Raw genomic sequence first — 21,386 nt, 5'->3', positions numbered from 1 at the left:
GCTTTAAATAGACATATTTCAGCAATAACTGAAGTAATTAAAGCGAAACCAGAATTAAAAATCTCTTATACTTTACCTGTAGATGGTACTCCTGGTTTAATGGGAACGGCGAAATATTCCTTAAAAAATTGCATGATGCCGGTATTACCCCATCACTTATTAATGGTATGTCAATGGAATTTGGTCAAGGTTCAAGTACAAATCTTTTTGAGTGTGCTAGACTTTCTCTTGAAGGTGCAGATAATCCAAATCCTGATGGAAGTCAGAGAGGAGCGATAAAGCACATTAAGGAGATTTAGACCAATTTAAGTATAGAACAAATTTACAAAATGACCGGTTTATGTACAATGTATGCTAAACATCTTAATGGAAAAGTAAACACAGTTAAAAATCAGCGAGAAATAAATGAGTATTTTGTTGGTCCTAAAGGACTTGGAAACGTAAATGGTTGGGATGCTTCAATAGACAAATATCCTGAAAAAGGTGGTGGTGGTTATGCACTATACGACTATAGTAAAGTAGTCGCTGCTTATGAACCAGTTTATGAAGTACTAGGGTTCATGCAGATATCATCATTAAAGTTAAAATTATAGCAAAAATTAACAAGATATTGACATCAAATTCAAAGTAAGTCTGTACTAACTACTATAAGTAGGTAAATACAAGACCATTTTTATAAAATTTGGTGTCAATACCTTACTGGTTTAAATTTATGCTAGTCACCCAGTCGAGCTAATGGTGAAACGCAGTTAGGCAGGTTGATAAGTAGTTATCAGCCTGTTTAATTATTGAATTATCTACTCAAAGCTTTTAGACCTTCCTTTAAGCCGTCTTTTATAAATGAAATTTTAGCTTGTTTGCCGTCTGCGGTAATTAGTTCTATATAATTATCATTAGATAAAATCATGTCTAGATCGTCTTTTGTAATAATAGCTAAAGCCTGACAGCCGTTTACCGTACAATTTACGTATTTTCCGGCTGCTATTCGTTTGTCACCGCTATTAATAACTGTACCTGCCGGAATTTGAACATTTGACGGGACTATTTCGATTATCTTTAATTCCTGTTCTTCTTGCTCCCCATTGAAATAACCTATGTGATAAATGGCTAATATTTCCTTTTCTTTATCTTTCTCTAGATTATTAATTTGTTGTGATAAGAAGCAAAGTTGTTTTTTATCATTATTAAGAGTACAATTTAAAGTCCAAGCCCCGTACTTTTTTGGTGCCGTTGATGCGTTGACGTTTTCTATGCTATACAAAACAAAAGTGCCGGTTATTATAAATAACCCACTAAAAACAAAAGCAATTTTTTTTATACAATCTTTCATATAATTTTTAACCTCCTTAAAAGCGTATCTGTAAACAAATTTTAAAGCTAATTCAATTCTGTATTGCTACAAATTATAAGATTTTTTTGAAATAGGAATTACTATTCCTTCAAAAATCTTATTAATTTTCGCTAAAAAATCTCTTTAATTAACAATTAAAGTTTATTTACAGATACGCTTTAAAACATTTTCTTTTCCTAGAATTTCTGCAATTTCAAATACGCTAGGTGAAGCTGTCATACCTGTTATTAAAGCTCTTACGGGTTTCATAAGCTCATTTAGTTTTAAGCCATTGTTTGTTGCTATTTCTGTAAATTTATTCTGTACGGATTCCTTATCAAACTTCTCAAGTTTGCTTAAGCTTTCTATAACTTGCTTGAGCAAATCTTTATCACAATTTTCTATAATTTCTTTTGCATCTTGGTTGTAGATGATAGGCGAATCTACGAGATAAATTTGAGCAAGCCATGCTAGATCGAGCAATGTTTCACTTCTAACTAATAAGCTTGGTATTGCTTGTTTTATATAGCCTATTTCCTGCTCACTAACCTTATAATTTTGTTTCAATATCTCTACAGTCTTTGAAGTTAAACTATCATTGTCAAGCATTCTTAAGTAATGAGCGTTAAGGCTATTCATCTTAGCAAAATCAAGCTTAGCAGGTGATTTACCGAGTGAATCAAGATTAAACCATTCTATAGCCTGATTTATTGAGATCATTTCATCATCACCGTGGCTCCATCCAAGACGCAATAAATAATTACACAAACTTTCCGGTAAATATCCCATATCCTTATAAGCTTCAACGCCTAAAGCTCCATGCCTTTTGGATAATTTTGCCCCGTCTGCCCCATGAATTAAAGGTATATGAGTCATGCTCGGTACTTCATAGCCGCAAGCCTGATAAATAGCGATTTGCCTTGCTGCATTGGTTAAATGATCATCACCTCTAATAATATGAGTTATACCCATATCATGATCGTCTACTACAACGGCTAACATGTAAGTAGCACTGCCGTCTGCTCTTAATAGTACCATATCGTCTATATGAGAGTTTTCAATTACTACCTCGCCTTGTAAGGTGTCATGAATTGTTATGCTGCCCTCTCTTGGAGTTTTTAGACGTATTACCGGCTTAATATCAGTAGGGTAGGTAGACGGATCTTTGTCACGCCACTCGCTATTAAAAATAAAATGCTGTTTATTTTCTAAAGCTTTTTGTCGCTGTCTTTCTATTGCTTCTTGGCTAGTAAAACAATAATATGCTTTACCGTCTTGCAGTAATTTTAACGCCGCTTCTTTATAAAGATCATTGCGTTTAGACTGGAATATAACTTCACCGTCCCAATCAAGCCCTAGCCATTTTAGACCTGAGAATATAGCTTCTACTGCGATGTTCGTTGATCTTTCTTTATCTGTGTCTTCAATGCGAAGCAAAAACTTACCGTTATGATGCCTTGCGAACAAGTAGTTAAAAAGGGCAGTTCTTGCCGAACCTATATGTAAAAACCCCGTCGGTGACGGAGCAAATCTAGTAATTACGCTATTAGTCATTTATTATCTTTTTTAAATATATAATAAGAACTGTGCCATACCATGGCTTGACCACGGTATCTAGAAAAACAATTAAAAATACTAAAATTATTAGTATTTTAAGCTGGATCCCGCGATCAAGTCGCGGGATGACACATACTCTTGCTCCCCAAACATATAAAATAATTTACGTCTATATCATCGCTTAATTTCCATTCATTTTTAGCCAGATCATATACCAAGCCTTTCAGCTCTTTAATTTCAATTTCGGTATCCGTAAGCATTTCATAAATTTCCAACGGTTTTAAGAATTTGCTATAATCATGAGTGTTTTTAGGCACCCAACCTAAAACATATTCAGCAACTATTATTCCAAGTATATAAGCTTTTTTAGTGCGGTTAATCGTAGAAATTATTGCCATACCGTTTGGCTTAATATGCTTCACTAGATTCAGTATAAATTGCTGTACGTTTTCTACATGCTCAATAACCTCGAGACAAATTACCACATCATATAGCTTGTCGCTCTTTAATTCTTCTATAGTAGATTGTAAATAATTTATCTTTACACCGTTTTCCTTAGCATAAGCAGTTGCCGTTTCAATATTACTTTGCAGTGCATCAATGGCCATAACGTTAAAGCCTTGAGCTGCTAGAGGCGTTGCTATTAGTCCTCCACCGCAACCAACGTCTAATATTTCTAATTTAGAAATATCGTTGTATTGCGTAGTTATTTTCTCTATTATATATTCAAGGCGAATAGGGTTTATGCGATGTAAGATACCGAACTCTCCGTCCTTATTCCACCAATTATGAGAAATTTTCTCAAATTTTTCTAATTCTTTTTTATCAATTGAAGACATAATTTTTATAATATAGAGATGCTTCTTATAATACTAGCCTTAATTTTAATTAGTTGCATATTTGCCCCCCTTGGCTGCATTGCCTTATGGAAGAGATATATTTATTTCGGCGATGGGCTTGCTCATAGTAGTTTTTTAGCGGCTAGCATAAGTATTATAGCACATTTTCCATTAATATATTCAGGTATAATAGTTGCAATTCTTTTTTCGTTTTTTGTGTTTATTTTTAAAAATAATTCTGAAAAAAATGCAGTTATTAATTTGATTTCTAGCTTTATGCTAGCTGTTGCTTTAGTTATTAATTATTTTACTTCTTTGCAGAATAATATAGTGAATTTGTTGTTTGGGGATATTTTATCCGTGTCTTTTAATGATTTGATTATACTTGCAATAGTGTTAATAACTATTATAGGCTTTATAGTATATTTTTATAATCAAATTCTTCTTATAATCATCAATAGAGATATTGCAGTCATAAAAGGCTTAAAGGTTAATATTATTGAGCTAATATTTTTACTGCTGTTATCATTGTCCGTATTTTCTGCTATAAAGATTGTCGGAGTACTTATGGTAACTGCTATTTTACTTATTCCTGCAATGATCGCACGGTTTATAGCATATAGCCCCTCGCAGATGATGATAATATCAATTGTTATCTCTTTATTTATTAATTTTTGTGCCGCACTTAGCTCTTTCTATTTTAACTTACCTTTAACTCCATTGTTTATTATATTAGGTACGTTTATTTATTGTTTGTTGTATTTAAAGCGATTATTATGAACAAAAATGAATTTACTGAATATGTCAAAGAATTGTTAGAACCACATGGTTCAGTAGCCGTTCGTGCAATGTTTGGTGGATATGGTATATATAAGGGTGGTTTTATGATAGGAATTATTATGAGCAATGAATTGTATTTTAAGTCAAACCTAAGCACTTATGAATATTTTCAATCTTTCGGTTCTGAGCCATTTATATATCAAAGTAAAAGTAAACTTGTAACACTATCATATTGGAAGGTGTTACCTGAAATTATGGAGGATCAAGAGTTATTAGGTAAGTGGTTTAAATTAGCGTTGAATGCTGCTATTAATAGTCAAAAGAAAAATAAATGTCACCCCGTGGTCAAGCCGGTGTTGTTGCGTGGATCAGTTTCACCACCGTCACCCCGTGGGCTTGTCCACGGGGTCTAGTTAAAAACACTAATAATATTAGTATTTTTAGTTATTTCTCTGTGGATACCGTGGTCAAGCCACGGGGTGTGACACTGAACGGGTTTTTCAAGCCATGCAACAATGCCGGTCAAGCCACGGTATGATACGAGTGGTTTTTCATAATCTCAAGATAGTCAATTTTGCCGTTTGCAAGCAGAGGTATTTCTGAATCGGTAATAATTACTTTCGGTAAATGTAGTAAAGAAATTTGAGCTTTAGATACGGCATCTGCAAAGTTCTCTCTATTTATATCGGAACCGGTAGTAAGTAAAATAATCTTTTCTCCGTGCGTTTTATCGGGAATAGAAATAGCAGCGTGCAAGGAATCAAGATTAATTTCGCTTGCAAGTTCTTCAATTTTTGTAAGAGATATCATTTCCCCTGCTATTTTAGCAAAGCGTTTTAAACGTCCTAAAATTGTTATATATCCTTCAGAATCTATCTTGACTATATCGCCAGTGTCATACCATTCTCTATAAGTATGGTTGCTTTCTAAGTCTAAGTAACCAAGCATGATGTTAGGACCCCTAATGAATAAACGTCCCCCTTCATTTATTCCCTCTACTTTCTCAAGCTTATAATCAATTTTCGGTAATAATCTTCCTACCGTGCCTGCTTTATTATGCATAGGGGTATTGCAAGCTATAATAGGTGCGGCTTCTGTAATCCCATATCCTTCAAAAATACGTATGCCGTATTTATTAAGCCAAAATTGTCTTGTAGATTCTTTTAATTTCTCGCTACCGGCAAATATATAGCGTAATGAGTAAAAATCATATGGGTGAGCGTAATTAGCATAACCGTTTAAAAAAGTATCGGTAGAAATTAATATAGTTGCTCCGATATCGTATATAACTTCAGGAATGCTGCGGTAATTTAGTGGAGCAGGATATAGAAACAGTTTAATACCGTTTAAAGTTGTAATAATTGCACCACCAAGACCAAAACAATGAAATAAAGGTAATGAGTTAAATACTATATCTTCAGGGCTAAAAGGTACTTTAGCAGTTATTTGATATCTATTAGTTTGTAAATTTCTGTGAGATAGTAATACGGCTTTAGGTTCACCTTCAGTACCTGAAGTAAAAATTATTACTGCCGGTTTTTCGTCATCACGATTATGACAAAAATAATTGTAATAAGTTTGGGCAAAATAACTTCCTATTTTTGCTTTTAGTTTTAGAGCTGTACCAATCTGATTTTTAAAATCTTCTAAATATATTATTTTAATACCGAAATCTAATAAGTTAGTTATTAATTCATGTAAATTTGCTTTCTCGATAAATTGTTTTGAAGTGTAAACTACTTTAATTTGTGCAAGTTTACAGGAGTTAATAATAGTACTTATGCCGCTGCTCCAGTTAATTATAGCAGGAACATAACCGCTAGATTGCATAGCGTAAAAAGTAATTAACGTATTCGTGGTATTAGGCAACATTAAGCCTAAATTTCTGCCAAAGATATTATTCTTTTTGATTAAATCACCTAGGATAAAAGATTTTAATATTAAATCTCGATAAGTAACCGCATTATTTTCAAAATCATCAACTATTTTTTTCTTAAATCCATGAATTTTAGCAGCTTCTATAAGAGATGAGAATAAAGTATTTTTATAGTCTGAACTCTCAAACATCATGTCAGCCATGATATCATAAAGAGTCCTAGATATATAACTGCGTCGTTCTTGATTACTTGCAGCATCCATATTAGCGAATTTTACCGGCGGTAAAACGGTTATAGTAATTTTAGGGAATATTTTTCTTTTTAATATGTTTTTTAATTTTGATAAATGAGTAAATTGAGTTCCGTCTATTCTAACCGGTAAAACTGTAGCACCGGCTTTATCGGCAATCATTCCCGGTCCTTCGTATATTTTCATTAAAGAGCCGGTAACGCTTATTCTACCTTCAGGGAAAATTGCTACTTTCTGATCCTTTTGTACTTCTTTTACTAAAGTCTTTATTGCCATTGGATTACTTGGATCAACCGGCAAAGTTTTAGCCATACGCAAAAACGGTTTAATCCACCATATTTTTTGTATATCGGGACTAATTGCAAAAGTCATTTCTTCTCGTAAGTAAGTAGCAATTAGCGGCGGGTCGAGATATGAAATATGATTAGCGACAACTACTACTTTTTTTCCTGCTTTTTGAAAATTTTCAAATCCTTTAACTTCAACCTTATACATAAGATCAAAACAGATTTGGAATATTCTTCGCAATAGCTTAAACGGAATAATTTTAACTTCAGGTATTAAGCGGTAAATATATATAGTGACGATTATATTAGCTAGGCTAATAAATAATATAATCCAGGGTATAGTGAAATTTAGGTAAAATAATAAAGATAAAATAATTGTTGATCCCACCATGAAAATGGAATTGATAAGATTGTTAACGGCAATAATTCGGCTACGATGAGCGGGGTTTGCGTAATGCTGTAATATCGCAAAAAGAGGAACGATATATAAACCACCTATTACCGCTAAGAAAAATAAATCTATAACTATTCGCCAATTATGTCTTTTAGATAAAAATACTAAAATACTTTTTAGTTGAGTAGGTTCATAGTTAACTGAACTAATTCTACTTGCAAAGAATAAATCAATACCGAAAATACTAATGCCTAGGGCTGAAATAAATAGATATTTAACGGTAATCTCATCTTCAAATATTTTGCTACATAAAAACGAACCGACCCCTACACCAAGCGAGAAAACCGCTAAAAATAAGTTAGCAACATTCTCATCAGCTTTAAAAGTTATCTTAGCAAGTAAAGGTATTTGTGAAATTATAGCAGCTCCGATAAACCAAAACCATGAAATACCAAGTATAGCTAAATATATCTGTTTTTTTGCTTTGGCATATTTAATCATATTTATGCTTTCATCTATAATATTAAAATTTATTTTAATATCACGATTTGCGTTTTTAGATTTTGGGGAAAAAAGGCTTATAATAAAGCCGAGAAAGGCGATGGTAATTAAGGAATAAATTATAAAATTATTGCTGATTGTATAATAGCTGCCGATTATAGTACCGATAAAAATACCGATAAAAGTTCCGGCTTCAACAAAGCCGTTAGCTCCAAGTAGTTCGTCTTTATTTAGGTGATCGGGTAATACGCTATATTTGATTGGACCAAAAAAAGTAGAGTGTATACCCATTAAGCAAATAGAATAGAACAGAATTAGCAGATTATTATGATGAAATCCGTAAATTGCAAAGGCAATTATACCGATTTCACAAATCTTAATAATTTTAATAAGATTTGCACGCTCGTATTTATCAGCAATTTGTCCTGCTATGCTTGCGAATATTATGAAAGGTAGTACAAAAGTAGCATTAGCAATTAAAACAAGTAGATTATTATATTTACTTAAAGCTCCTGAAACACCGTAAGTTATAAGGATTACTAGAGCATTTTTTAATATATTATCATTAAGACAACCGCATAACTGCACTATAAAATTTGGTAAAAATCGTCTATCTTTGAAAAGATATAATTTGTTTGTATCCATGATGTAAAATATTTTAAATGCCAATTTTGTTGGATTTTGATGTCATTTCTGCAAAGGCAAAACTTTGTTGCGTGGCTCTGATGTCGTTCCCGCGTAGGCGGGAATCCAGTAAAACCTATAAAAAACTTGTTTTTTTAGGTTTGTTAATAATGTGTAGCAATATTAAGGTTATTTTTCTGGATTCCCGCCTACGCGGGAACGACATCAGAGCCACGCAACAACGCCTTTAATCGCTCGCAATGACTGTTTTATTACCAATACAATAAAACCTAAACTCTCCAAATATTAGCAATTTATATTAATATGTCAAATTGCATATAGATAAATACTTTTTAATGAGGATGATTTAAATCTTCATAATAATCGTGCATTGCTTCTCTATTAGCAGGAATATTATCATTAGATTTCCCTGTATCTTGTTTGGGAATAAAAATAGAAAAAATTTTACTGATTTTAATTATTACTTCATATAAACTCATATTTTATTATCCTAAAAGTTATTTTCTATTATAGTATCAATTTTTTCTTTATTATTCTTTTCTTTTTGTACTCTCTTTCTTCTTTGTAAATTCTTTTTTAAAGCAGTTGATAAGTTATTAAATTTAGCTGCCGGTTTGGCTATTGAAGGTTTTTCTTTGGTATCTTCGGTAGATGACATAAATAATTATCTTTTCACATTAGCATTATTATATTATATTATGGATATTTTGAAAAATAAAACTATAAATATCTATGAATCAAAGTAATATAATCTCTCCTGAGTTATTGGATGAGAGAAAAAATATTGCAAGGCAAGGGGGTGGTGAAGCACGAATCAAAGCCCAGCATCAAAAAGGTAAATTAAGTGCGAGAGAACGGATAGAAGTATTACTAGACCCGAATAGTTTCACCGAAACAGGTATGTTTGTGTCCCATAGATGCGATAATTTCGGGATGCAGGATAAAAAGTTTTTAGGTGATGGTGTTGTAACGGGACATGGTACGATAAACGGTAGGTTAGTATTTATTTATAGCCAAGATTTTACCGTACTCGGCGGCTCACTCGGCGAATATCATGCTAAGAAAATCTGCGATATTATCGATCAAGCTATAGCAACTGGGGCTCCCATAATCGGTATTAACGATTCGGGCGGAGCAAGAATTCAAGAAGGCGTTGATGCTCTTGCCGGATATGGTGAATTATTTCGGCGTAACGTTTTAGCTTCGGGAGTCATTCCACAAATTACCCTAATTATGGGACCTTGTGCCGGTGGTGCAGTATATTCTCCTGCCTTAACCGATTTTATATTCATGGTTAAGAATAGTTCTTATATGTTCGTAACCGGTCCTGATGTAGTTAAAACAGTTACGGGTGAAGAAGTAAGTCAAGAAAAGCTCGGTGGTGCCCATATGCATACCACCAAAAGCGGCGTTGCTGATCTTGCATTTAATAATGATATAGAAGCATTGCTTGAAATTCGTAAGTTCTTTAATTTCCTGCCGTCATCCAATCGTAGTCCTCTTCCCGTTCGTCCGACCGTTGATCCTGCTGATAGAGTTGACATGTCTCTTAGTACGTTAATACCTAATACTCCTAATAAGCCTTACGATATGAAAGAGCTTGTCGAGCGTATCGTTGATGAGGGGGAGTTTTTTGAATTGCAGCCCGATTTCGCTAAGAATATCATTATCGGATTTGGTTATATGGAAGGCTATCCAGTAGGATTTGTTGCTAATCAACCATTGCATTTAGCAGGATGTTTAGATATAAACGCTTCAAGAAAAGCAGCAAGATTCATCAGGTTTTGCGATGCGTTTAATATTCCTATAGTAAGCCTTGTTGATGTTCCAGGGTTTCTGCCTGGTACATCTCAAGAGCATGACGGTATTATTAAGCACGGTGCTAAGCTGTTATATGCTTATGCGGAAGCTACGGTGCCGAAGATTACCGTAATTACCCGTAAGGCTTATGGAGGTGCTTATATAGTTATGAACTCTAAGCATCTTAAAGGCGATATAAATTATGCTTGGTTTAATTCGGAAATCGCCGTTATGGGGGCAGAGGGAGCAGCCGAGATAATATTTAAGGAAGAATGTAAAGACGCACAAGCCAAAAAGCAAAAAATCGATGAGTATAAGAAAGTGGTAACATCGCCTTTTGTTGCGGCATCTAGGGGGTATTTAGATGATATTATAAGACCACAAAATACTAGATGGCGAATATGCAAGGCATTAAATTTCCTACGTACTAAAAAGGTAGAATTGCCTTGGAAGAAACATGATAACTTGCCGCTTTAGCTGTCATCCCGGGATCAAATCGGCGTTGTTGCATAGATCGTTTTATGTCATTCCTAGCTCAGCATTGTTGCATAGACATCTAATCGTCATTGCGAGCGACTGAAAGGAGTGTGGCAATCCAGAAAAAATAATAAAAAAGTTCTGTAAATCAGAATTTTTTGCTGGATTGCTTCGTCAATTGCTACGCAATGAAGAAAAATACAAGAAAAATTATAACAAAAAACTATGAATAAACCATTATTTGATAAAATTTTAATTGCTAATCGTAGCGAGATCGCCGTTAGGATAATACGTACCTTAAAAAAGATGGGTATAAAGTCGGTTGCAGTATATTCTGAAGCAGATACAAACTCAATGTATGTGCAGCATGCAGATGAGGCTTATTATATAGGTGATTCTCCTGCAACGGAAAGTTATTTATCTATTAAAAATATTATTTCGGCAATCCGTGAAAGTGGGGCAAGTGCAGTACATCCCGGGTACGGTTTTTTATCGGAAAATCCAAATTTTGCCAATATTCTTAAAAGAGAAGGAGTAGTTTTAATAGGTCCTAGTGCTACGACCATTAAGAAAATGGGCGATAAAATCGAAGCAAAGAAAATTGCAATAGAGGCAGGCGTTAGTACTGTTCCAGGTTATATGGGGACTATAAAAGATGTTAAACAAGCTATAGATATTGCTAAAGAAATCGGTTTTCCGGTAATAGTAAAAGCGACTGCCGGCGGCGGTGGACGTGGTATGAGAGTGGTGAATAATCCCGCTGAAATGGCAAATGCTTTTGAGTCGGCAAAGCTTGAAGCAGCCAATAGTTTTAGTGACGATAGATTATTTATTGAGAAGTTAATTCAAACTCCCCGTCATATTGAAATTCAGCTAATTGCCGATCAATACGGCAATAGTGTATGCCTCGGAGAGCGTGAGTGTTCAATACAGCGTCACCATCAAAAAGTAATCGAAGAAGCACCAAGTTCTTTTATTACTGAAGATATAAGGCAAGAAATGTATCGGCAGGTAATATCCTTATCTCAAAAAGTGGGATATTATTCGGCTGGTACCGTTGAGTTTATAGTAGATAGCAATAAAAATTTCTATTTTTTAGAAATGAATACTAGGTTGCAAGTCGAGCATCCTGTTACTGAGCTAATTACCGGTATAGATATCGTTGAAGAGATGATAAAAATCGCAGCCGGCGAGAAATTATCATTTACGCAAGATGACATAAAATTAAAAGGTTGGGCATTTGAATCACGAATTTGTGCCGAAAACCCAAGCCGAGGTTTCTTACCTTCTAGCGGTAGAATTATAGCTTATTCCGAACCTGCAAAGAGTCCTAATATCCGTATAGATACAGGGATTGGGCTTGGCGGTGAAGTAAGTATGTTTTATGACTCAATGATTGCGAAATTATGTACTTACGGTGAAACAAGAGAGCAGGCAATTGAGGTAATGCGTTCTGCTTTGAGTTCTTATATAATTAACGGTATTGCTCATAATATCAGTTTCTTAGAAGCGGTAATACTGCATCCGCGTTTTGTTAGCGGCGATATTTCTACTGCCTTTATTCAAGAAGAATATCCTGACGGTTTTTCCGGAGCTAGTCTAACTTCAGAAGTAACTACCGTATTTTTAGCAACGGCTATTTTTATTTATATATCAGAGCAAAGACGTGCTTCTTTAATTTCCGGCAATATTAACAATCAGGCTAACAAAATAGGTACAAGGTGGGTGGTAACTATCGATGATAAACTATTCCCTGTCTTAATTACACCTGTTGAAAACGGCTATAATATACGTCACGAAAGCGATAGAATATATATTCGTAGTAACTGGAATTTAGGTAATGAACTTTTTACGGCTATCATTAACGGTAAAAAGACAAATGTAAAAATAGAGAATATCAGAACTGGTTATTTATTATCGCATGCAGGTATTAGTGTAAAAGCCTTTGTTCGCTCCCCTCGCATATCCGAACTTGAAGCATTGATGGTCTCAAAAGTAGTGGTAGAAGAAAGCTCTGAACTTGTAGCACCTCTAAGTGGTCAAATTGTTGCGATAAAGGTAAAAGAAGGACAGCAAGTAATAGCAGGACAAGAAATTATGGTTTTAACTGCTATGAAAATGGAAAATCTACTCCTCGCCGAAAGAGATGGGAAAATAGCTAAAATTTACGTTAATGAAAAGGATAATGTCGTAAGAGGACAGATATTATTGGAGTTTGCTTGGATATACTCTGATATCGTCATTGCAAGGAAAAACTATAAGTTTTGACGAAGCAATCCAATAAAAAACTCTGTAATCAGAATTTTTTTATTATTTTTCTGGATTGCCACGCCAGTACTATGACGGCTCGCAATGACGATTTTTCATACAAAGCAAGCTTACCGCAGGAATGACATTGAACTAACCTTTAAACTCAGAATCGAATATATATTTTGTATCACCGCCTAAAGAAGTTTGCTCTTCATCAAGTGCCTCAAGTCTCTCAAGGGAAAAAGTGCGAAATATACCTAATTTAGAAGGAGTATCTTTTAACAGTGCTTTAATTTCTACGAAATTTTGTAAATCTTTAGATAGTTGTTTTTTGAATTTAGAAAATTTTTGCTTTATTTGTTCTAATGATAAATTCTTATATCCCTTATAATTTGATGAGATACTTGTTAGTAATATTTCATTTAATATATTTTGAAAATGTTTTGATAATTCCGGAGAGTCAAGATTAGTATTGTCAACTTTCTCCCATAATATTAACAGTTTCTTTACTTGAACATTTACATCAGTATATAGATTAGTTGTTACTGTGCCTCCACACCATCCTTGGATATCATACTTAGCACCGTGTTCAAGTAAATATTTTACTACCGAGATATGTCCCTGTTCCGATGCAGGCATTAAAGGTGATTTATTATCAGTGCCGTCAATATTTGCTTTTGCATTTAATAATAGTTTAATTACTTTTAGATTACCTTCTGTAGCTGCTGCTGACATAGCGGCAGTTGTAGAAGCATTTTTAGATAAAAGATACTTTACAACTTCTTTTCTGTTTTTTGAATTAATTGCGGTACTTAACGGTGTATTAAAACAATATCAGTATTAACATCAAAACCGTATATTTCGACAAATTTTTTAATTACTTCAAGCTTATTTTCGTTTATTGCTTTAAAAAAGATTTGCTTATGAAGATCGTTTACATTTTGATTAGCTTGTTCTGCTTCTTCTAAGGTTGTATTTAAATAAGTTGCTCCTTTTATTAAAAGATAACATGTAATATCTGTTTTGTAAGGTTCTTCCAAACCGGCAGCAACGCTTAGTATATTAGAACCATAATGACTAAAATTTACATTCACTCTTTTTTTTCTACAAAATACTTTACTAAAGTTAAACTTTTATTGTGTATTGCTTGTACTAGGTTAGGATTAGGTTCAAACGTAAGATTATTAAGTAAATATTCAGCTTGTTTATTATTGTTTTTAAGTGCAAATTCTAATGCTTTGTATTTATTTGTACCTTGAGATATAAGACCTTCCATGAGATTTATTTTATTTAAATTCGGATCATCTAAGCTAGCTATAATATTTAATGCTATTCCGTCTTTAGGATGAAACGCATCAAAATATTGTTTTAAATATTCTAGAGTTATTACATTTTCTGTTTTAGTAGTTTCCGGTTCATTAGTTCTTAAACAATTTTTAATCCAAGAACCTTTCCCCGGAGCTATGGAGGAATTGTACATGATAATTTACCTAAATTAATTTATAGCGTGCGTTATATATTAACCTAGGTAAGTTATCAATAAAAATATTAATTATTAATAAATTTACTATCCGTTAAATTTTTTTTTTTAATTTTCAGTTGTACTCTATGCTTCTCTAGCTCTATTTCACTTACATAATCAGGCGTGAAATCTTTAGCAAACTCGCCTAAAGTTTGTTCTTTGATAAAATCTCCATAAATATTGATTATTTTAGATAAATCAAGTTCGCTTATTATCTCAATTAAAATCCTATCAGTTATAGAGAAATCGGCATCTTTACGAGCCTGTTGTATGAAGCGTACAATGTCTCTTGCTATTCCTTCTTCTATTAATTCAGGCGTTAGCTCTAAATCAAGTATGAGTAGGCTACTATTATTTTCAAAACTTGCTGCTCCCTTGATATGTGAATACGGCTCTAAAACTAGCTTATATTCTTTACTATTTAAGGTTTCGCCGCATATGGTTAAACCCACGGCAGTAGCTTCCCATTCACCTTTTTTAGAAGCGGCTATAATCTCTTTCATTTTATGCGGCAGATTTTTACCGAGTATAGGGAAATTAATCGATAATTTTTTAGCTGCGTAATTCTCTAGATCATCACGATAAATTACCGCCTTAATATTAATTTCGTCTTTAATTAAATCTTCAAAATCTTTAAGTTTATCATTATGTTTACTGATGATAGTTATGCTAGCAAGCGGCTGCCTTACCCTGATATTTTCAGTACTTCTAATAAACAGGCTATTACTACAAATATCAAGCACGTTATCCATAGTAGCAACTAACTTGTGATTTACCTCAAAGTTTGAGAGATCAGGGTAGTTGCAGAGATGGACGCTTTTCCCGTCATTGCGAGGCACTGAAAGTGCCGTGGCAATCTTACGAGAATTTCCTGAGATTACCGCGTCGCTACGCTCCTCGCAATGACGTAATCCTTTATATATCGCCTCCGAAATCATAGGTACTAGTGCCGACATCGCAATTACCATGGTCTCTAAACATGAATACAGAGTATTATAGGCATTTTGTTTATCTGCATCTTTTTCGCTTTTCCAAAATCTTGCTCTACTTCGCCTTATATACCAGTTATTCAACACTTCAAAAAATTCTGAAACTGCATGATAAGCCGTTTGCGTATCGAAATTATCTAAGCTCTCTTCAATTTTTTGTATGGTTATTTTAAGTTTGGATAATATATAAACATCAAGTACATTTTTAGAGCTAAAATCAACCTCGCCTTTAAGCGAATCGGCATTCGCATACATCGTGAAGAAATGGTAAGCATTCCAAATAGGCTTGATAAATAGGCGAAGCGTATCAAATACCATCTTACCGTCTTTATCGATTAACAACTCCTGACCTTTAACAACGTTTGAAGATAGCATCATAACTCTTAAGGCATCTGAGCCGTATTTATCAAATAGCTCTAGCGGATCGGCATAGTTATTAAGACGCTTTGAGAGTTTTTGACCGGTAGCGTCTAAAATCACGCCGTGGCATATACAATTTAAAAACGGCGGACGATCAAATAAAGCGGTAGATAGCACTATTAAAGTATAGAACCAGCCGCGTGTTTGAGCTGAATATTCAACTATAAAATCAGCCGGAAAATGATCCTCAAACCATTCTTTATTTTCAAAAGGGTAGTGGGCTTGCCCATATGGCATTGAGCCGCTTTCAAACCAGCAATCAAACACATCTTCTATTCTACGCATTGTTGATTTACCAGTTGGATCGTTGGGATTGACCCTCGTAAGCTCATCGATAAACGGACGATGTAAATCAGTAACTTTAACACCAAAATCTTTCTCTAATTCCTCTATAGAGCCGTAAACATCTATGCGTGGATATTTTGGATCATCGGACTTCCATACAGGCAGCGGCGTTCCCCAAAATCTATTACGGCTTATCGACCAATCACGGGCATTTTCAAGCCACTTACCAAACAAATTATCTTTAACATGGAAAGGTATCCAGTTAATTTGCTGATTTAACTCTACCATTCTATCTTTAAACTGCGTAACCTTTACGTACCACGATGGAACGGCCTTATATATAAGAGGTGTATCGGTACGCCAGCAATGAGGATAATTATGAATATACTGCTCGGTTTTTAGCCAATTTCCTTGTTCTTTCAGTTTGATTATTATTTTGTCATTCGCATCAAATACTTGCAAACCCTCTAAGTCAGGAATTTCTTTAGTGAATTTACCGCTATTATCAACAGGGCAAACAAGTGAGATCCCTTTTGACTCGCAAAGTATTTGGTCATCTTCACCAAAACCTGGAGCCATATGTACGACCCCCGTACCGTCACCCTCAACTACGAAATCGCCGGCAAATATTTTAAAGCTATTTGGATGATCCTTGAAATAGTCGAATAAAGGCTTATAGCTTAATCCCTGAAGCTCTAAGCCTTTAATTATCTCAAAATTTTCTTCACCACTAAGTCCTAATTCTTTAGCATATTTAGAGACAGAAGAGGCGGCTATAATATAACAAACATCATTTTTTGGGACTAATGTGTAATCTATATCACTACCGACTGCGAGGGCTAGATTTGACGGTAATGTCCAAGGCGTTGTCGTCCAAGCGAGGATTCTATATTCTTTATATTCACCGTGCGGCAGTTTGTCTCCTAACACAAAACTAACCGTTACAGCTTTATCGGCTCTTTCTCTATAAGAATTATCAAGCCTTGTTTCAAAGTTAGAAAGCGGTGTTTCGCATGCCCACGAATACGGCATTACCCGCATAGATTCATACAATAACCCCTTATTATATAACTCCTTAAATGCCCAAAGGACGGATTCCATAAAATTCTTATCCATTGTTTTATAAGAATTTTTAAAATCCACCCATCTTGCTTGACGAGTTACATATTCTTCCCAATCGCTAGCATATTTCATGACCGAAGCTCTGCAATGTATATTAAACTTCTCTATACCGAAGTTAGTTATTGCAAGACGTCCTGAAATACCAAGCTCTTTCTCTGATTGCATTTCAGCAGGTAGACCGTGACAGTCCCAGCCAAAGCGACGCTCAACTTTTTTGCCTTTAACCGTTTGGTATCTAGCATATACGTCTTTAATAAAGCCGGTAAGCAAGTGACCGTAATGCGGCAAACCGTTTGCAAAAGGCGGACCATCATAAAAAATAAATTCCGGCTCTCCATTCCTATCATCAATAGATTTTTGGAATATATTATTGTCTTGCCAAAATTTTAGTATCTCTCGTTCTAAGCTTGTAAAATCAGCGTTTGAACTAACTTCAGGGTAATATTTAGTATTTGTCATTATTTTAGAAATTATTTTTAAAAATATTTTAATTATATGCAAGAGAGGTAATAATACAAGAATTTTAATATATTACTTTTTTAGTTTTCCTTACTTATTAAATTTAGTATAATAATATTATTTAGTAAGTCATATTAAATAATTATTAACATGTATATCAATACTTTAGCCATTACTTCTAAAGGACAGATCGTTCTACCAAAAAAAGTTAGAGAAATTTTAAATAGCAATATTATTTCTATAGAAATTGATGATAATAACAAAGTTATACTATCGCCTGTTTCAGATGTAGGAGGCATATTTGCAAAATATAAAAAAAATACCGAGCTTTCTTTCAAAGAAATAAGAGATAAAGCTTGGAAAGAAAATGTATGTTCACATCATAAAAATGTTAAGGAAATACAATGAAGTATATATGTGATACAAATTTTATTGTTAGATATTTACTTGCCGATGATAAAAATATGTTTAATAAGACAAAAGAAATATTTGAACAAGTCAAAACAGGACAGATTATTTTAATAATAGAACAAACTATATTTACTGAAGTAATATTTGTTCTATCTTCTGTTTATAAAATTTCTCGCGATGAAATCTCTAATGCTTTATCGGATCTACTTATTTATAAAGGTATACATTGTGAAAAAGAATATTACCTAAATACTTTAGAATATTATACAAAATGTAATATTCATATAGTTGATTGTATATTATTAGCTAAAGCCAAATCTTTAAATATGCCTTTACTTACTTTTGACCAAAAATTACTGAATTTAGTTAATAAAAACTGAGTATATCTACGTAAACATTCTAACTATAGGGATATTTGAAGGGTCGAGTAGTTTTTTCATTTGTGAGAAAGTTTTTACTATATTTTCTACGGAAGTCTCAATAAATTTATCGGTATCAATATAATGTTCCGATTCGTCTTGTATGTAAAAAAGAATAGATGAGACATAAACCGAGAGTAATAAGCCTCTTTTGGTATAATAGTTAAAATCAAGAGATTTATCGCCGGCATAACGCCAAATAGCATCACAACTACGGAATGCAACTTGAGTGCCTTGTATTGGGTTTAATGCAAAATAAGCAGCATTCTTACTATGAATAATAGGAAGCACGGTTTTGATTCTGATCTTTACAGCTAAAAATATTTTCTCTCTTATTTTTTTTGGTTCTTCTATTGTGCTTAAGCTTTCTAGCATAATATTATCTAAGTAGCTTTCAAAGAATTCTACTATTTCAGATAACCCTTCCGGAAAAACTATTAAGCTATAGCCTTTGGCAAAGTCGCATTTTTCTTCTGCTTCTTCAAGTAGCTTGTTATTCCATTCATTAAACGGTAATAATTCTAATAAAGATTGCACGAAGCTTATTTTTTTGATATGGTGTTCTTCTTGAATGCTCATATTTTGAACCTTGACATATAACTTAATTATAGTGTATAGTTCAATAAACCACAAATATCTTTTAAGGAGAGTAATTTTAGTGATACTAGTAAATGTTCACGCCGGTAATTGTGACAATATGCTTAAGAATTTTAAGAAAAAGCTACAAAGAGAGCTTTATTTTCGTAAGATGAAAGAACAGCGTTATTATGAAACACCTTCAGCAAAGCGTGTTCGTAAAGCACAAGAAGCAGCGAGAAGACAGAGAAAATTTGCTCGTAAAAAAATGTTTGATGAATAAAATTTCAAACTATTTAAATACTAAATATAAAGCTAGAAATATTAATATTTCTAGCTTTTTTGTTATGTAGATTACTTCGTAATTTTCCGTCATTGCAAGGAAATTACGTAAGTAATTGACGAAGCAATCTCAGGATATTTAACGAGATTGCCACGCAGCCTACGGCTGCTCGTAATGACGATTAGGTACCCACGCAACAATGCCCCGCAGGAATGACAATAAGGTACTTAAAACTTGAAATATTCCCAATTGGCTTTTTTTTTATGTTATAAAGAACCGTTATAGTCATATAAACAATATCTATGCTTAGTTATCTTAAACAAAATTTACATTCTTATTTTTCTAGTAGAATGCTGATTTTTACTTTAATAGCGGCTGCCGTTATTTTTGCCTGTGCCACTTCTTATGTGATATCTTTAGAATCGAAGAATTTTAGTACGATTATTGGATTTTTATTAGTTGATTTAGCAATTTTTTTAATTTTAGGTGTTTTACTAACTCAAAAATTTTTTACTAAAAATAATAATAATGATAGCTCTAAATTACAAAATCGTATTGTAATTGCCTTTAGTTTAGTTGCAGCTATTCCAACTATAATTGTTTCGGTATTTTCTGTTTATTTTTTTAATCTTAGTGTTCAAGCTTGGTTTGATAAGAAGATTTCTACGGTTCTTGATCAATCCGTAATAGTTGCCGAATCTTATATTGCTGAGCATAAATTGCAGCTAAAAGAAACAGCTCTAGCCGTTGCTGAAGATTTAAGCGATATGTATTACGATTTAATTCACAATCCCGTTTTATTTACTAAAACACTTAATACTGAAGCAGAGATGCGTTCGCTTGATGAAGCTATAGTTTTAAACAAATCTACTAATACTATAGTAGCTAATAGTTATTTAAGTTTTTCATTATCATTTGCAACTATTCCCGCACATTTAATTAAAAAAGCGGATTTAGGTGAACCGGTGGAAGTAAAATCCGATCCAACCAAAATAAGGATGCTGATTAAATTAAAAGAATATAATGATGTGTATTTATTAGTCGGTAGATTAGTAGATAATAAAATTATCGACCATATAGATGCAACTAATGGAGCAGCTGCCGAGTATAATAGCCTTAAAAATGAAATAGATACTATACAGATCAAGTTCTCTATAATGTTTATCTTTATTGCCTTATTACTTCTTTTTGTAGCTATAAGTTTCGGGGTTATATTTACTGCTAAAATAGTAAACCCTATTAAAAAATTAGTTACTGCAACCGACAAAGTTAAAGACGGTGATTTAACGGTACAAGTGCCTGAAAATGAAGTAGATAAAGACGAAATAGGAACGCTTTATGTGGCATTTAATAGAATGATTAAGCAGCTTTCCCGCCAGCAGCGTGATTTAGTTATAGCACAGAGGGCTATGGCTTGGTCTGATGTTGCTAAGAAAGTAGCACATGAGATTAAAAACCCTCTAACTCCTATTTTACTTGCTTCTGAAAGATTGCTTAAGAAATTTAGCCCTGAAATTAAGGAAAGGGCAGAATTCGAAAGTTATTTAAAAATGATTATTCGCCATACTAACGATATTAAAAATATAGTATCCGAATTTGTTCTTTTTGCACGTCTTCCTGCTCCTAAATTTACGAAGAGTGAATTAGTTTATTTAGTTAAACATATTGTTGAAGCACGTAAATTACTGAATGATAATATTTTGTATAAATTTGAGTCTAACGTAGATCAATTTGATTTTATGTGTGATGCTACCCAAATAAATCAAGTTATGATCAATTTGTTGAAAAATGCAGAAGAGTCAATAGAAGGGCGAGAATCCGGAAAAATAGAAGTTACTATAGATGTTAAAGACGATTTTATTAGTGTTATTGTAACGGATAACGGTAAAGGATTCCCGCCTGAGCTAATAGGC

At 33.5% G+C, this 21,386-nt stretch carries 21 protein-coding genes and 1 pseudogene (1 of these 22 only partly in view); 11 read left to right on the top strand and 11 right to left on the bottom strand.

The window, feature by feature from the left end; all coding sequences use genetic code 11:
* The first annotated feature begins 167 nt into the window (after nt 1-167).
* Entirely contained in the window at nt 168-299 is a 132-nt protein-coding gene (locus RAS_RS10495) for a hypothetical protein (protein WP_269472986.1), read from the top strand.
* A 30-nt stretch (nt 300-329) separates the two neighbouring features.
* Nucleotides 330-593: a hypothetical protein gene (locus RAS_RS09965; protein WP_232049173.1), complete on the top strand. Its 264-nt coding sequence runs from the start codon at nt 330-332 to the stop codon at nt 591-593.
* Nucleotides 594-793: 200 nt separating this feature from the next.
* Here RAS_RS09965 and RAS_RS05715 read toward each other — a convergent pair whose 3' ends face one another.
* The 3 genes from RAS_RS05715 to ubiG all read right to left on the bottom strand — a co-directional run bounded on the left by RAS_RS05715 (nt 794) and on the right by ubiG (nt 3,726).
* Nucleotides 794-1,330 carry an invasion associated locus B family protein gene (locus tag RAS_RS05715; protein ID WP_147143138.1) on the bottom strand — a complete coding sequence of 179 codons (537 nt, stop codon included), beginning with the start codon at nt 1,328-1,330 and terminating at the stop codon, nt 794-796.
* Nucleotides 1,331-1,492: 162 nt separating this feature from the next.
* Nucleotides 1,493-2,884: a glutamate--tRNA ligase gene (gltX, locus tag RAS_RS05710; RefSeq protein WP_147143135.1), complete on the bottom strand. Its 1,392-nt coding sequence runs from the start codon at nt 2,882-2,884 to the stop codon at nt 1,493-1,495.
* A 116-nt stretch (nt 2,885-3,000) separates the two neighbouring features.
* Entirely contained in the window at nt 3,001-3,726 is a 726-nt protein-coding gene (gene ubiG / locus RAS_RS05705) for a bifunctional 2-polyprenyl-6-hydroxyphenol methylase/3-demethylubiquinol 3-O-methyltransferase UbiG (RefSeq protein ID WP_147143132.1), read from the bottom strand.
* An 18-nt stretch (nt 3,727-3,744) separates the two neighbouring features.
* Here ubiG and RAS_RS05700 point away from each other — a divergent pair, with 18 nt between their 5' ends.
* Nucleotides 3,745-4,506, top strand: coding sequence for a metal ABC transporter permease (locus RAS_RS05700; protein WP_147143129.1), 762 nt, complete (start codon nt 3,745-3,747; stop codon nt 4,504-4,506).
* Nucleotides 4,503-4,919: a TfoX/Sxy family protein gene (locus RAS_RS05695; protein WP_232049172.1), complete on the top strand. Its 417-nt coding sequence runs from the start codon at nt 4,503-4,505 to the stop codon at nt 4,917-4,919. The genes RAS_RS05700 and RAS_RS05695 overlap by 4 nt, the downstream gene beginning before the upstream one ends.
* A gap of 109 nt (nt 4,920-5,028) precedes the next feature.
* Here the strand turns inward: RAS_RS05695 and RAS_RS05690 are convergent, their stop codons facing one another.
* The 3 genes from RAS_RS05690 to RAS_RS08660 form a co-directional block, all read right to left on the bottom strand.
* Nucleotides 5,029-8,460 (bottom strand): acyl-[ACP]--phospholipid O-acyltransferase, encoded by a 3,432-nt coding sequence (locus RAS_RS05690; RefSeq protein WP_147143126.1) that lies wholly within the window; start codon nt 8,458-8,460, stop codon nt 5,029-5,031.
* Nucleotides 8,461-8,792: 332 nt separating this feature from the next.
* Nucleotides 8,793-8,939 carry a hypothetical protein gene (locus RAS_RS08665; RefSeq protein WP_172616140.1) on the bottom strand — a complete coding sequence of 49 codons (147 nt, stop codon included), beginning with the start codon at nt 8,937-8,939 and terminating at the stop codon, nt 8,793-8,795.
* Between the two features lie 11 nt (nt 8,940-8,950).
* Entirely contained in the window at nt 8,951-9,118 is a 168-nt protein-coding gene (locus RAS_RS08660; RefSeq protein ID WP_172616139.1) for a hypothetical protein, read from the bottom strand.
* 74 nt (nt 9,119-9,192) lie between these two features.
* On the opposite strand from RAS_RS08660, the gene RAS_RS05685 reads away from it, so the two are divergent.
* From RAS_RS05685 to RAS_RS05675, 3 genes and pseudogenes are all read left to right on the top strand, one after another.
* Entirely contained in the window at nt 9,193-10,737 is a 1,545-nt protein-coding gene (locus RAS_RS05685; RefSeq protein ID WP_147143122.1) for an acyl-CoA carboxylase subunit beta, read from the top strand.
* A 99-nt stretch (nt 10,738-10,836) separates the two neighbouring features.
* Nucleotides 10,837-10,927, top strand: a pseudogene (locus tag RAS_RS05680) (lytic transglycosylase domain-containing protein); the annotation flags it as partial.
* 35 nt (nt 10,928-10,962) lie between these two features.
* Nucleotides 10,963-13,005, top strand: coding sequence for an acetyl-CoA carboxylase biotin carboxylase subunit (locus RAS_RS05675; RefSeq protein ID WP_147143119.1), 2,043 nt, complete (start codon nt 10,963-10,965; stop codon nt 13,003-13,005).
* A gap of 132 nt (nt 13,006-13,137) precedes the next feature.
* Here the strand turns inward: RAS_RS05675 and RAS_RS05670 are convergent, their stop codons facing one another.
* The 4 genes from RAS_RS05670 to ileS all read right to left on the bottom strand — a co-directional run bounded on the left by RAS_RS05670 (nt 13,138) and on the right by ileS (nt 17,784).
* Entirely contained in the window at nt 13,138-13,791 is a 654-nt protein-coding gene (locus tag RAS_RS05670; protein WP_147143116.1) for an ankyrin repeat domain-containing protein, read from the bottom strand.
* 8 nt (nt 13,792-13,799) lie between these two features.
* Complete coding sequence (locus RAS_RS05665; RefSeq protein ID WP_147143113.1) at nt 13,800-14,081, bottom strand: hypothetical protein; 282 nt, start codon at nt 14,079-14,081, stop codon at nt 13,800-13,802.
* A complete protein-coding gene (locus tag RAS_RS05660) occupies nt 14,078-14,467 on the bottom strand; it encodes a hypothetical protein (RefSeq protein WP_147143111.1) in 390 nt (129 codons plus the stop codon). Before RAS_RS05660 ends, RAS_RS05665 begins: the two co-directional genes overlap by 4 nt.
* A 68-nt stretch (nt 14,468-14,535) precedes the next feature.
* Nucleotides 14,536-17,784, bottom strand: coding sequence for an isoleucine--tRNA ligase (ileS, locus tag RAS_RS05655; RefSeq protein ID WP_147143108.1), 3,249 nt, complete (start codon nt 17,782-17,784; stop codon nt 14,536-14,538).
* A gap of 150 nt (nt 17,785-17,934) precedes the next feature.
* On the opposite strand from ileS, the gene RAS_RS05650 reads away from it, so the two are divergent.
* A complete protein-coding gene (locus RAS_RS05650) occupies nt 17,935-18,192 on the top strand; it encodes an AbrB/MazE/SpoVT family DNA-binding domain-containing protein (protein WP_147143105.1) in 258 nt (85 codons plus the stop codon).
* The gene (locus tag RAS_RS05645) at nt 18,189-18,575 is read left to right on the top strand and encodes a PIN domain-containing protein (RefSeq protein ID WP_147143102.1); all 387 of its coding nucleotides are present in this window, start codon (nt 18,189-18,191) and stop codon (nt 18,573-18,575) included. The genes RAS_RS05650 and RAS_RS05645 overlap by 4 nt, the downstream gene beginning before the upstream one ends.
* Before the next feature lie 6 nt (nt 18,576-18,581).
* On the opposite strand, the gene RAS_RS05640 is transcribed toward RAS_RS05645, so the two are convergent.
* Nucleotides 18,582-19,193, bottom strand: coding sequence for a COQ9 family protein (locus RAS_RS05640; RefSeq protein WP_147143099.1), 612 nt, complete (start codon nt 19,191-19,193; stop codon nt 18,582-18,584).
* 79 nt (nt 19,194-19,272) lie between these two features.
* Between RAS_RS05640 and rpsU the strand changes: the two genes are divergently transcribed.
* Together rpsU and RAS_RS05630 are read left to right on the top strand one after the other, a co-directional pair.
* On the top strand, nt 19,273-19,473 hold the full coding sequence (gene rpsU, locus RAS_RS05635; RefSeq protein WP_010421890.1) for a 30S ribosomal protein S21: 201 nt from the start codon (nt 19,273-19,275) through the stop codon (nt 19,471-19,473).
* A gap of 302 nt (nt 19,474-19,775) precedes the next feature.
* Nucleotides 19,776-21,386: the 5' portion of a sensor histidine kinase NtrY-like gene (locus RAS_RS05630; protein ID WP_147143096.1), read on the top strand. The gene runs 180 nt beyond the window's last position; the window shows 1,611 of its 1,791 coding nt (coding positions 1-1,611); its start codon is at nt 19,776-19,778; its stop codon lies off the right edge, out of view.

This window comes from Rickettsia asiatica (assembly GCF_007989425.1).
Classification (GTDB): Bacteria; Pseudomonadota; Alphaproteobacteria; order Rickettsiales; family Rickettsiaceae; genus Rickettsia; species Rickettsia helvetica.
Note: the sequence above shows the minus strand (reverse complement) of the source record. Positions and strands in the feature narration are given on the sequence as shown.

Coding starts and splice junctions, on each gene's coding strand:
- RAS_RS09965 (WP_232049173.1), top strand. CDS start 330: ATGACCGGTTTATGTACAATGTATGCTAAACATCTTAATGGAAAAGTA.
- ileS (WP_147143108.1), bottom strand. CDS start 17,784: ATGACAAATACTAAATATTACCCTGAAGTTAGTTCAAACGCTGATTTT.
- RAS_RS05675 (WP_147143119.1), top strand. CDS start 10,963: ATGAATAAACCATTATTTGATAAAATTTTAATTGCTAATCGTAGCGAG.
- RAS_RS10495 (WP_269472986.1), top strand. CDS start 168: ATGTCAATGGAATTTGGTCAAGGTTCAAGTACAAATCTTTTTGAGTGT.
- RAS_RS05660 (WP_147143111.1), bottom strand. CDS start 14,467: ATGTACAATTCCTCCATAGCTCCGGGGAAAGGTTCTTGGATTAAAAAT.
- RAS_RS08660 (WP_172616139.1), bottom strand. CDS start 9,118: ATGTCATCTACCGAAGATACCAAAGAAAAACCTTCAATAGCCAAACCG.
- RAS_RS05650 (WP_147143105.1), top strand. CDS start 17,935: ATGTATATCAATACTTTAGCCATTACTTCTAAAGGACAGATCGTTCTA.
- RAS_RS05685 (WP_147143122.1), top strand. CDS start 9,193: ATGAATCAAAGTAATATAATCTCTCCTGAGTTATTGGATGAGAGAAAA.
- RAS_RS05645 (WP_147143102.1), top strand. CDS start 18,189: ATGAAGTATATATGTGATACAAATTTTATTGTTAGATATTTACTTGCC.
- ubiG (WP_147143132.1), bottom strand. CDS start 3,726: ATGTCTTCAATTGATAAAAAAGAATTAGAAAAATTTGAGAAAATTTCT.
- RAS_RS05640 (WP_147143099.1), bottom strand. CDS start 19,193: ATGAGCATTCAAGAAGAACACCATATCAAAAAAATAAGCTTCGTGCAA.
- gltX (WP_147143135.1), bottom strand. CDS start 2,884: ATGACTAATAGCGTAATTACTAGATTTGCTCCGTCACCGACGGGGTTT.
- RAS_RS05690 (WP_147143126.1), bottom strand. CDS start 8,460: ATGGATACAAACAAATTATATCTTTTCAAAGATAGACGATTTTTACCA.
- RAS_RS05715 (WP_147143138.1), bottom strand. CDS start 1,330: ATGAAAGATTGTATAAAAAAAATTGCTTTTGTTTTTAGTGGGTTATTT.
- RAS_RS08665 (WP_172616140.1), bottom strand. CDS start 8,939: ATGAGTTTATATGAAGTAATAATTAAAATCAGTAAAATTTTTTCTATT.
- RAS_RS05700 (WP_147143129.1), top strand. CDS start 3,745: ATGCTTCTTATAATACTAGCCTTAATTTTAATTAGTTGCATATTTGCC.
- RAS_RS05695 (WP_232049172.1), top strand. CDS start 4,503: ATGAACAAAAATGAATTTACTGAATATGTCAAAGAATTGTTAGAACCA.